Raw genomic sequence first — 10,482 nt, forward strand, 5'->3', positions numbered from 1 at the left:
GAGCCGAGGATGAAAGCGTCAGCGCGACGGATCAGGGCGTCGGACTGATGACGACGGCGTCGTTCTGATGGGCGAAGCCCAGGGTGACGCGGGCGCGTTCCTCGATCATGTCGCGGTCGAGGCTTTCGGGGCGCAGCAGGGAGACGCGGCGCTCCAGGGCCTCGCGTTCGCCCGAGACCTGGTCGAGTTCGGCCTTGGTCTCTTCGATCTCATGGCTGAGCTTCAGCCATGAGACGAGACCATAGTCGCCCTGGACCAGGTGATAGCCGAAATAGCCGGTCACGCAAGTCGCCACCGCAGGCACGATGGCCTGACGGGCGCGACGGCGTATTTCCTGGGCGAATGTCATGGGAACGAATGAATCACGAGGGGATTCCGCGGTCAAGCGATTCCGCCGGGATCCCTGGCGTTGCACAACCGGTTCACCAGGCCGGGGCGGCGGCCCTCACCCGCGGCCGGGCAGCAGGCCCTTGAACTTGGCAATGATGCCGATCATCACCTCGTCGGCGCCGCCGCCGATCGAGGTCAGCCGGCCGTCGCGGAAGCGGCGCGACACCATGGTTTCGTTCATGTAACCCATGCCGCCCCAGAACTGCAGGCAACTGTCGTTCACCTCGCGGGTCAGGCGGGCCGCCTTCAGCTTGGCCATGGAGGCGAGCACGGTGCAGTCGCCGCCCTTCACATGGGTCTCGACCGCGCCCCAGGTGAGCGCGCGCAGCGCCTCGACCTCGGTCATCAGCTCGACCAGGCGGTAGTGCACCACCTGGTTGTCGAGGATCGACTTGCCGAAGGCCTTGCGGTTCCGCGTGTAGTCGATCGTCTCCTCGATGGTCAGATCACAGCCGCCGATCGAGGACAGCGCGCCATAGAGCCGTTCCTCCTGGAATTGCAGCATCTGGTAGACGAAGCCCATGCCCGGCTCGCCGATCACGTTCCGCTTGGGCACGCGCACGTCGTCGAAGAAGAGTTCGGCCGTATCGGACGAATGCATCCCCATCTTCTTCAATTTGCGGGCGACGGTGACACCCTTGGTGCGCTTCCCCGAGTCGTCCTTCAGCGGCACCATGACGAGCGACTTGTTGCGGTGGCGGTCGCCCTCTGCCGTGTTCACCAGCATGCACATCCAATCCGCCTGGGTGCCGTTGGTGATGAAGATCTTGGAGCCGTTGATGACCAGGTCGTCGCCGTCAGCGACCGCCTTCGAGCGGATCGCAGCGACGTCGGAGCCGGCGTGGGACTCGGTCACGCCGATGCAGGCGACCTTCTCGCCCGCGATGGCCGGAGCCAGGAACTCGGCCCTGAGCTCGTCCGAGCCGAAACGGGCGAGCGCCGGGGTCGCCATGTCGGTCTGCACGCCGATCGCCATGGAGACACCACCCGAGCGGATCCGCGAGAATTCCTCCGCCGCCACCGCGGCATAGGAATAATCGAGGCCGAGGCCGCCGTAGGCCTCCGGCTTGTTGATGCCGAGCAGGCCGAGGGCGCCCATCTTGGTGAACAGCTCCTTGGCCGGGAAGATTTCCGCCTCCTCCCAGGCGTCGCACTGGGGATTGATCTCCTCGGCCACGAAGCGGCGGATGGTGCGGCGCAATTCCTCGTGCTGGGCGGTCAGTTCCATGGCTCTCCCCGTTTATAGTTCGTGAGGCGAACTATTCGGCGGAGGGCGCCACGCTGTCAAGCGACCAGATTCAGGCGATGAGATCGCCGACCGCTTCGAGGGACGCCTGATCGCGCCTTGCGTCCAGGCGATAGGCGAGAGTCACGCCCGCCTCCAGGATCGCCTCGATGTCGGCGGGGCCGATCAGGTCGGTCAGGCGGCCCGCCAAGGCGGCCTCGAAGGCGGCATGGCGGGCGAGGCCGAGTTCGGTCAGGCGGAGCTGGATGCTGCGCCCATCCGCCGGATCGGCCTCGCGGGTGATCAAGCCACGCCGCTCCATCTCGACGATCAGCGCCGAGGCTGTGGGCTTGCCGATGGCGGCTTCGAGGGCCAGTTCGCCGGCCCGCCGGGGTCCGCGCTTCAGGAACAGCAGGAAACGGTATTGCGGCACGGTCAGGTCGAATTCCCGGGCGACCAGTTCGAAATCGCGGAACAGCACCACCACTGCCCGCGCCAGCAATATGGCCCGCCGATCCGTCTCGCCCTGCATCACCCCTCCGCCAAAAAAGAACCCTCCCCCAGGCTGGGAGAGGGTTAGACCATAAAGTCAGTTCAGGGAGGAGGAAACCAAGAGACCAGATGAGAGGATCTTGCCCGCCAACCATGAAGAATTCGTAATCGGAATGATTTGACCTCGCTCAAACTCGTTGCCACTTTTGGACCAACGACGACCGAAACAGAAAACAATGGGTCGCGAAGGGGAGGCATGGGTATGAGCAGCATCGAATCGACGGCCGGCGTGGCAGCAGTGGCGGCCGACGCGCCGCATCCGCGCGTTCAGGCGGTCAAGCGCGGCATTCTCCTCGCCTATTCGGGCCCGGCCCTCGGCCTTTATGCGATCGGGCTTCCGGTCGCCGTCTATCTGCCGCCCTTCTATGCCGACGACCTCGGCCTCGGCCTCACCCTGGTCGGGCAGATCTTCATGCTGTGCCGCTTCTTCGACCTGGCCGCGGATCTGACCCTCGGCACGATCTCGGACCGCGTGCGCTCCAGCTTCGGGCGGCGCCGGCCGATGATGGCGCTCGCCGTACCGCTGATGTGCCTCGGCGCCTATCACATGTTCATGCCTTCGCCCGGGGTCGGCGTGCTCTATGTCGTCGGCTGGATGCTGGTCATGTATGCGGGCTATGCCCTCGGCGTGATCAGCCACATGTCCTGGGGCGCCGAACTCTCGCCCGATTATCACCAGCGGAGCCGCGTCCAGGGCTGGCGCGAGATGGCGGGCTCGATCGGCATGGTCGCCGTGCTCGCCCTGCCCGCGGTGCTCGAGCAGTTCGGCGACGGGTCGAAGGCCGACCGGATCGCCGCCATGGGCTGGTTCGTCATCGCGATCTTCCCCGTCGGCGTGCTGATCGCGGTCCTGCGGGTGCCGGATCCGGCCCGGGCGCATGAGAATGTCGCCCATCTCTCGATCCGCCAAGCCATGGGCACGCTGGCGAAGAACCGCCTCGTGCAGCGCGTGCTGGTGGCGGATCTCTTCGCCGGCATCGCACCGGCGGTGGCCAGCGCCCTCTATATCTTCCTGGTCGAGGCCGTGGTGCGTGAGCCGGGGATCACCGCCTCCCTCCTGCTCGGCTATTTCATTTCAGGCATCCTGGGGGTGCCGCTCTGGCTCTCGATCTCCTACCGGCTCGGCAAGCATTGGGCCTTCGCCATCGGCGCCGTGTGGAACTGCGTGATCGGGGCCTGCTTCCTCTTCGTCGGCCAGGGCGACGTGGCGCTGCTGACCGCCCTCACCCTGCTCTTCGGCCTCGGCTACAGCTCGGGCACCTTCCTCTTGCGCGCGGTGATGGCGGACGTCGCCGATGTCGACGAACTGCGCACCGGGCGGAACCGCACCGGCCTGTTCTATGGCCTGCTGACCATGACCAACAAGATCGGCTATGCGCTCGCCGTCGGCGTCACCTATCCGATCCTGGCCGCCTTCGGCTTCTCGCCCCAGGCAGCGGCCGCGGCGGTCAAGACGGGGGCGGAAATCCCCGGTGCCAACGCCCTGCTGGCCATGTATGTCTTCGTGCCCATGGCCATGAATCTGGCCGGCGCCTTCGTCATGAGCCGCTTTCCGCTCGACGCGAAAGCCCTGGCCGAGGTGCACCGGCAGCTCGCCCTGCAGCGCGATAACGCCTGAGCGCAAAACCCGCGACCTCGACGGCGAGGACGATCAGGCCGGCCACCGGCGCCGGCCTGGGGCCGAAGGAAAAGTCGAGGTCGGTCGCCAGCACGCGCAGCGGATCGATTCCCCGCAGCGCCAGGAACAGCGCCGCCTCGGCCAGCGCCGCGCCGATCGCGGCGAGCAGCGGCATGACGGCGAGCCAGGCGATGCCGCCGCCGCTCCAACGCCGCCGCGCCATGGCCCAGAAATAGATCCCGGCCGCCATCGTCGCCTCGCCCGGATCGGCCTTGGCCTGCAGGAAGAAATGCACCAGGGCCAGCACCGAGATGCCATAGACGAGACGGTGCAGCCGGCGCCAGCGTGTGGCGCCGAGACGCTTCACCATGCCGTCGGTCGAGGTCGCGGCCAGCGCCGCGAGGCCCAGCAGGGCGACGAAGCCGATGGTCAGATAGAAGCGGAGCACGATCTCCCGCCCGACCGCGAAGAGATCGAAGCCCTGGTCGCCGACATAGAGCAGGAAATGCGCCGCGACATAGGCGAAGGCGCCGACCCCGACCATGCGCCGGATCAGCACGAGGCCGGCATAGCCGAAGCCCTGACGAAGCGGCGTCAGGGCCAGCGAAAGGAGGAGGAAGCGCACGGCCCAGAGCCCGGTGCCATGGATCACGGCATTGAGCGGCCGGGGCATCAGCGCCCCGCTCGCCCATTGCACCGCGAGTACGACGCCGGGCGCCACCAGTGCCGCCAGCACCATGGCCTTGAGCGCGGAGAATCGGCCCCGCCGGTCGAGCCAGGGCCAAGCGATGGAGGACAGGCGGGAAGCCACGATGGTCGTCATGCCCTTGGGTTCGCTGCGATCGGCCGCAGGGTTACATCATTGCCTTTTCGTGCGGCGGGGGCTATCGACGCGGCATGACCGACAATGCCTCGCCCCGCCCTCTCCGCGTCGCCGTCATCGGCTGCGGCCAGATGGGCCGAAACCACCTGCGCTGCTATGCCCGCCTGCCGGGTGTCCAGATCGTCGGCGCCGTCGACCCGGCGGAGGTCCACCGGGCGGAGGCGGCCAAGGCCTTCGGCGTGCCGACCTTCGCCACGATCGACGAATTGCCGCCGGTCGATGCCGTCTCGATCGTCACCCCCTCGGTCACCCATGTCGAACTGGCGGAGCGCTTCATCGCGGCCGGTGTCCACTGCATGGTCGAAAAGCCCCTGGCGATCACCGCCCAGGACGGCCAGCGCATCGCTGACCTCGCCAAGGCGGCCGGCGTCACCGTGGCGGTCGGCCATCTCGAACGCTTCAATCCCGCCGTGGTAGCCCTGAAGGCCGCCCTGCCCAAGCTCGGCCCGATCCATGCCGTGGCGGCGCGGCGCCTGGCGCGGGCGGCCCGCATCACCGACGTCGACGTGGTCGACGACCTGATGGTGCATGACATCGACGTGGTGCTGGACCTCTTGGGCCGGCCGGAAGCGACCACGGCCCAGGTCGACGGCCTGCGCGGCCGCGACGTGCCCGGCTTCGACTTCGCCACCGCCCTGGTCGGCTTTCCCGGCGGCGTGCTCGCCTCGATCAGCGCCAGCCGGATGACGCCGACCCGCATCCGCACCCTCGAGGTCCTGGGCCAGGACGCCACCGCCCATGCCGACTATATCCACCAGACCCTGGTCATCCGCCACCCGGGCGAAGCGGGCAATTCCGCCGATACTGTGGTGCCGGTCGAGCGGCGCGAGCCCCTGCTGGACGAATTGGCCGATTTCCTGGATGCCATCCGCAGCGGCCGGCCGCCCCGCGTGACGCCGGACCAGGCGGTCAGCACCATCGCGCTGGCGGAAAAGATCAAGGCCGCGCGCCGCCTGTGACCGCCGTCACCGACCGGGTCTGGCCCCTGTCATAATGTCGTCGTCATTCCGCCATCAGGGCGGTCAACGATGACGACATGCGCTTCGCCCTTCTCCTTCTGCCCGCCTTGCTGGCGGGTCAACCGGCCTACGCCAAGGTCGACCTGATCCGGGTCGACAAATCGGAACGCAAGCTCTGGCTCTACGAGTCCGGTGCCGTCGTCCGCGAATACGACATCCGCCTGGGCAGCCAGCCCGAAGGCCCGAAACAGCGCGAAGGCGACGGCCGCACGCCCGAGGGCCGCTACCGGATCGCCGGCAAGAACCCGAATTCGGCCTATACCTTGTCGCTGCGAATCTCCTACCCGGAGGCGGCGGAGCGCGCCCGCGCCAAGGCCGTGGGGGTCGATCCCGGGGGCGACATCATGGTGCACGGCCAGCCCGACTGGCTGCCCGACTTCCTGTCGCTGCCGGGCGATTGGACGCTCGGCTGCGTCGCCGTGACGAACGAGGCGATCCGCGAGATCTACGCCATGGTCGACGTCGGCACCCCGATCGAGATCCTGCCGTGACCCCTGCCCCGGCGCTGGAAACCGAACGCCTGACCTTGCGCGGTTTCGGTGCCGGGGACACCGCCGTGCTGGGCCGCCTCGCCAGCGATCCGCAGATCACCCGTCACCTGACCACGGCACCGATGAGCCCGGCCGAAGCGACGGCGCGCGCCGAAGCCCATTGGGCGGAGAGCCATGACGGCACCTTCGGCCTCTGGGCGATCGAGGCTCGGGGCAAAATCGCCGGCTGCGCCAGCCTGAAGCCGGGCAGTGTCCCCGGCGAGGCCGAAATCGCCTATCGCCTGCTGCCCGAAACCTGGGGCCATGGCATCGCCACCGAAGCCGCCGCCTGCCTGATCCGCCACGGTTTCGAGACCCTGGGCCTCTTGCGCGTCGCCGCCGTCACGGCGCCGGACAATTTCGCCTCCCAGCGCGTGCTGGAAAAGCTCGGCCTGCAATACATGGGCCTCTGCGCCGCCTATGGCTTCATGTTCGCCCGCCTGTTCCGGCGCGGGCGCGACGATCAGTCCTGAGGCTTCGGCGGCTTCGGGTTGGGCTCGCCGCGCTGGAAGCGGCGGGTGAGCGCCCGCACGATACCGCGGAAGGTGCGGACGTCCTGCGAGGTCGGCTCGGCGCGCTGGATGAAGCTCACGATGTTGCGGATCATCGAGGGGCGCTTCTCGATCGGCTTCAGGAAATTGGCTTCGTCCAGTTCGGCCACCAGATGGTCCACGAGGCCCTGCACTTCCGCCTGGGTCGCCGGCTCGGTCTGGCCGATGCGGAGGAATTTCTCCGGCACATCGACCCCCAGCATGTGCCATTCGTAGGCGACCAGAAGCACCGCCTGAGCGAGGTTCAGCGACCAGAAGCGGGGCGAGGTCGGCACGCTGAGAATCGTGTGGGCAAGGGCGATGTCGTCGTTCTCGAGCCCCGTCCGCTCCCGCCCGAACAGGATGCCGGGCTTCATCCCCTCGTCCAGGAAGGCGCGGAATTCCAGGGCGGCACGGCGCGGCGTGACCACCGGCTTCACCATGTCGCGGTCGCGCGCCGTGGTGGCATAGAGATGCGTGAGGTCGGCGACCGCGGCGGCCGTGGTGTCGAAGACCTTGGCTTCCTGAAGGATCCAGTCGGCACCCGAAGCGGCACTGAAGGCGCGTTCGTTCGGCCAGCCGTCGCGCGGCGCGACCAGGCGCAGTTCGGACAGGCCGAAATTGGCCATGGCGCGGGCGGTGGTGCCGATATTCTCGCCCATCTGGGGCGTCACCAGGATGACGACCGGCCCCGGCGCCTCTTTGGGCCCGACGCCGATCCCCTTGGGCTTGGGCCGCGCCCCGATGCCGACGCCGAAGGGGGCGGAACCGGGCGCGCGCAGCAGTTCGTCGTCGCTCATTCGGCGGGGCCGGTGCCGGCGGGGGCGCCGTCGCGATAGAGCTTGTAGACGATGGCGTCGGTCAGGGCCTGGAACGAGGCATCGACGATATTGGGAGAAACGCCGAGGGTGGACCAGCGGTTGCCCGCGCCGTCCGCACTCTCGATCAGCACGCGCGTAACCGCACCGGTACCGGCCTGCCAGCGGTCGACATTGTTCAGGGTGCCTTCCGCCGCGGCATTGCCGAGCTGGAGGATGCGCACCTTGAAGTCCACCAGTTCGAGGTCTTCGATATAGCGCTGATATTTGCCGAGATCCTGGCGCAAGGCGGCGTCGAGCGCATTGACGGGGCCGTTGCCCTCGCCGACCGAGAGCATCTTCTGGCCGTCGACCTGCACGCGGACGATCGCCTCGGACACCGTGACCAGTTCGCGCCGCGCGTTGTAACGCCGCTCGACCAGGACCTTGAAGGAATCCACGAAGAAATAGTCCGGCACCTGGCCCAGCACACGCCTGGCCATCAGCTCGAAGGAAGCATCGGCGCCGTCGTAGGAGTAACCGAGGAATTCCCGCTCCTTCACTTCTTCGAGCAGGCGGTCGACCCGGGTGTCCTTGGGCGGCAGTTCGATGCCGACATCGCGCAGGCGCGCCAGGATGTTCGACTTGCCGGCCTGGTCCGAGACCAGGACCTGGCGCTCGTTGCCCACCGCTTCCGGCGGGACATGCTCGTAGGTCGCCGGATTCTTCAAGACGGCCGAGACATGGAGCCCGCCCTTGTGGGCGAAGGCCGCCTGGCCGACATAGGGCGCGTTCCGGTTCGGGCTGCGGTTCAGCACCTCGTCCAGCATCCGCGAGGTCTGGGTCAGCAGACGCAGACCCTCGGGCGAGACGCCGGTCTCGAAGCGCTCGGCAAAATCGGGCTTCAGGCAGAGCGTGCCGATCAGCGAGACGAGATTGGCATTGCCGCAACGCTCGCCCAGACCGTTCAGCGTGCCTTGGATCTGGCGCACCCCGGCGCGCACGGCGGCGAGCGAATTGGCCACCGCATTGTCGGTATCGTTATGGCAATGGATGCCGAGGTTGATGCCCGGCACCGCCGCGACGACGTCGGCGACGATCCGCTCGATCTCATGGGGCAGCGTGCCACCGTTGGTGTCGCACAGCACGACCCAGCGGGCGCCGGCGGCGTGGGCGGCCTTCACGCAATCGAGGGCATAGGACGGATTGGCCTTGTAGCCGTCGAAGAAATGTTCGGCGTCCAGCATCGCCTCGTGGCCCTTGCCGGCCAGATGGGCGATCGAATCCGCGATGATCTCGATATTCTCGGGCCGCGGGATCTCCAGCGCCACGTCGACCTGGAAATCCCAGGTCTTGCCGACGATGCAAATCACTTTGGCCCGGCTGTCGGTCAGCGCGGCGAGGCCCGGGTCGTTGTCGGCGCTGCGACCCGGCCGGCGGGTCATGCCGAAGGCGGTGAAGCGGGCGCGCTTCAGGGCCGGCGGCGCCGCGAAGAAGGCGCTGTCGGTCGGATTGGCGCCGGGCCAACCGCCCTCGATATAGTCGATGCCGAGGCGGTCGAGGGCTTGCGCAATGTTCCGCTTGTCCTCGACCGAGAAGTCGACGCCGCGGGTCTGCGCCCCGTCGCGCAGCGTGGTGTCATAGAGGTAGAGGCGTTCCTTGCTCATGCTCATGCCCGCTTCCACTTGGTGCCGGCGGGCGTGTCTTCCAGGATCACGCCGCGGGCCGCCAGATCGTCGCGGATGCGATCCGCTTCGGCGAAATTGCGCGCCTTGCGCGCCTGTTTGCGCGCTTCGATCTGGGCTTCGATTTCTGTCTCGTCAGGGCCTGCCGCCGCCCCTTCCGGCTGCCAGCGGAACCACTGGTGGGGCTCGCCGGCGAGCAGGCCGAGGGCGGCGCCCCCCGCCTTCAGCGTAGCGGCGGCGGCGACCAGGGCGTCGCCCGTGCCGCATTGATAGCCCTGGTTGGCGATGGCATGGAGTTCGGCGATCGCCTGGGGCGTGTTCAGATCGTCGTCCAGCGCGGCCTCGATCGCCGCCGGCACCCGGGTATCGGGCGCCACCACGCGGCCGAGATGGGCTTCCGCCTTCTCGATCAGCCCGTACCAGCGGTCGAGCGCCTGGCGGGCGCGGGCGATGCCCTCGTCGTTCCAATCCATCGGCGCCCGGTAATGGGTCGACAGCATGGCGAGACGCAGCGCCTCGCCCGGTGCCTTGGCCAAGGCATCGCGCACGACGACGAAATTGCCCAGGCTCTTCGACATCTTCTCGCCGTTCACGGTGAGGAAGCCGTTGTGCACCCAATAGCGGACGAAGGGCGCGCCATTGGCGGCTTCGGACTGCGCCACTTCGTTCTCGTGGTGGGGGAAGACCAGGTCGCGGCCGCCGCCGTGGATGTCGAAGGTCTTGCCCAGCTCCGCCAGGCTCATGGCGCTGCATTCGATGTGCCAGCCGGGTCGGCCGCGGCCCCAGGGACTGTCCCAGCCCGGAATATCCGGGGGCGACGGCTTCCACAGGGTGAAATCGGCCGGGTCGCGCTTGTAGGGGGCGACGTCGACCCGGGCACCGGCGATCATCTCGTCCCGGCTGCGGTGGGAGAGCTTGCCGTAGTCCGCCTTGGCCGGCACGCTGAACAGCACATGGCCTTCCGCCTCGTAAGCATATCCGCGCTCGATCAGACGGGCGATCATGGCGATCATATTGCCGATATGGGCGGTCGCCCGCGGTTCGGCGTCGGGCGGCAGGGCGCCGAGCGCCGCCATGTCCTCGTGAAAGGCCGCGGTGGTGCGGGCGGTGATCACGCCGATCGGCTCGCCCGAGTCCTTGGACCGCGCGTTGATCTTGTCGTCGATGTCGGTGATGTTGCGGACGTAGTGCACGCGCGCGTAGCGGCGCTTCAGCAGGCGGTAGAGCACGTCGAAGACGATGACGGGCCTGGC

Annotated in this window: 11 protein-coding genes; 4 read left to right on the plus strand and 7 right to left on the minus strand. The window is 67.9% G+C overall.

Translation table 11 applies throughout. The annotated features are described in order from the left end of the window. Positions 1-31 precede the first annotated feature (31 nt). The 3 genes from WC493_RS05805 to WC493_RS05815 all read right to left on the minus strand — a co-directional run bounded on the left by WC493_RS05805 (position 32) and on the right by WC493_RS05815 (position 2,147). On the minus strand, positions 32-283 hold the full coding sequence (locus tag WC493_RS05805; protein WP_373063480.1) for a septum formation initiator family protein: 252 nt from the start codon (positions 281-283) through the stop codon (positions 32-34). A 162-nt stretch (positions 284-445) separates the two neighbouring features. Further along, a complete protein-coding gene (locus tag WC493_RS05810) occupies positions 446-1,618 on the minus strand; it encodes an acyl-CoA dehydrogenase family protein (RefSeq protein WP_373063482.1) in 1,173 nt (390 codons plus the stop codon). Positions 1,619-1,688: 70 nt separating this feature from the next. After that, the gene (locus WC493_RS05815) at positions 1,689-2,147 is read right to left on the minus strand and encodes a MarR family winged helix-turn-helix transcriptional regulator (protein ID WP_373063484.1); all 459 of its coding nucleotides are present in this window, start codon (positions 2,145-2,147) and stop codon (positions 1,689-1,691) included. Positions 2,148-2,369: 222 nt separating this feature from the next. Here WC493_RS05815 and WC493_RS05820 point away from each other — a divergent pair, with 222 nt between their 5' ends. Further along, positions 2,370-3,785, plus strand: coding sequence for an MFS transporter (locus WC493_RS05820; RefSeq protein ID WP_373063486.1), 1,416 nt, complete (start codon positions 2,370-2,372; stop codon positions 3,783-3,785). Here the strand turns inward: WC493_RS05820 and WC493_RS05825 are convergent. After that, positions 3,706-4,608 carry a sulfite oxidase heme-binding subunit YedZ gene (locus tag WC493_RS05825; RefSeq protein WP_373063488.1) on the minus strand — a complete coding sequence of 301 codons (903 nt, stop codon included), beginning with the start codon at positions 4,606-4,608 and terminating at the stop codon, positions 3,706-3,708. The genes WC493_RS05820 and WC493_RS05825 overlap by 80 nt on opposite strands. 74 nt (positions 4,609-4,682) lie before the next feature. Between WC493_RS05825 and WC493_RS05830 the strand changes: the two genes are divergently transcribed. The 3 genes from WC493_RS05830 (at position 4,683) to WC493_RS05840 (ending at position 6,690) form a co-directional block, all read left to right on the plus strand. Beyond that, the gene (locus WC493_RS05830; RefSeq protein WP_373063490.1) at positions 4,683-5,627 is read left to right on the plus strand and encodes a Gfo/Idh/MocA family protein; all 945 of its coding nucleotides are present in this window, start codon (positions 4,683-4,685) and stop codon (positions 5,625-5,627) included. Between the two features lie 77 nt (positions 5,628-5,704). Then, on the plus strand, positions 5,705-6,178 hold the full coding sequence (locus WC493_RS05835) for a murein L,D-transpeptidase family protein (protein ID WP_373063492.1): 474 nt from the start codon (positions 5,705-5,707) through the stop codon (positions 6,176-6,178). Next, entirely contained in the window at positions 6,175-6,690 is a 516-nt protein-coding gene (locus WC493_RS05840; RefSeq protein ID WP_373063494.1) for a GNAT family N-acetyltransferase, read from the plus strand. Before WC493_RS05835 ends, WC493_RS05840 begins: the two co-directional genes overlap by 4 nt. On the opposite strand, the gene WC493_RS05845 is transcribed toward WC493_RS05840, so the two are convergent. The 3 genes from WC493_RS05845 to cysS form a co-directional block, all read right to left on the minus strand. Next, positions 6,681-7,547, minus strand: a complete 867-nt coding sequence (locus WC493_RS05845; RefSeq protein ID WP_373063496.1) for an RNA methyltransferase — start codon at positions 7,545-7,547, stop codon at positions 6,681-6,683. The genes WC493_RS05840 and WC493_RS05845 overlap by 10 nt on opposite strands. Further along, on the minus strand, positions 7,544-9,211 hold the full coding sequence (gene cimA / locus WC493_RS05850) for a citramalate synthase (protein ID WP_373063500.1): 1,668 nt from the start codon (positions 9,209-9,211) through the stop codon (positions 7,544-7,546). Before cimA ends, WC493_RS05845 begins: the two co-directional genes overlap by 4 nt. A 2-nt stretch (positions 9,212-9,213) precedes the next feature. Next, a partial coding sequence (gene cysS, locus WC493_RS05855; RefSeq protein ID WP_373063498.1) for a cysteine--tRNA ligase occupies positions 9,214-10,482 on the minus strand: 1,269 nt, incomplete at its 5' end.

The sequence above is a fragment of the Zavarzinia sp. genome (assembly GCF_041650655.1).
Taxonomy (GTDB): Bacteria; Pseudomonadota; Alphaproteobacteria; order Zavarziniales; family Zavarziniaceae; genus Zavarzinia.

Coding starts and splice junctions, on each gene's coding strand:
- WC493_RS05830 (WP_373063490.1), top strand. CDS start 4,683: ATGACCGACAATGCCTCGCCCCGCCCTCTCCGCGTCGCCGTCATCGGC.
- WC493_RS05810 (WP_373063482.1), bottom strand. CDS start 1,618: ATGGAACTGACCGCCCAGCACGAGGAATTGCGCCGCACCATCCGCCGC.
- cimA (WP_373063500.1), bottom strand. CDS start 9,211: ATGAGCAAGGAACGCCTCTACCTCTATGACACCACGCTGCGCGACGGG.
- WC493_RS05835 (WP_373063492.1), top strand. CDS start 5,705: ATGCGCTTCGCCCTTCTCCTTCTGCCCGCCTTGCTGGCGGGTCAACCG.
- WC493_RS05825 (WP_373063488.1), bottom strand. CDS start 4,608: ATGACGACCATCGTGGCTTCCCGCCTGTCCTCCATCGCTTGGCCCTGG.
- WC493_RS05845 (WP_373063496.1), bottom strand. CDS start 7,547: ATGAGCGACGACGAACTGCTGCGCGCGCCCGGTTCCGCCCCCTTCGGC.
- WC493_RS05815 (WP_373063484.1), bottom strand. CDS start 2,147: ATGCAGGGCGAGACGGATCGGCGGGCCATATTGCTGGCGCGGGCAGTG.
- WC493_RS05820 (WP_373063486.1), top strand. CDS start 2,370: ATGAGCAGCATCGAATCGACGGCCGGCGTGGCAGCAGTGGCGGCCGAC.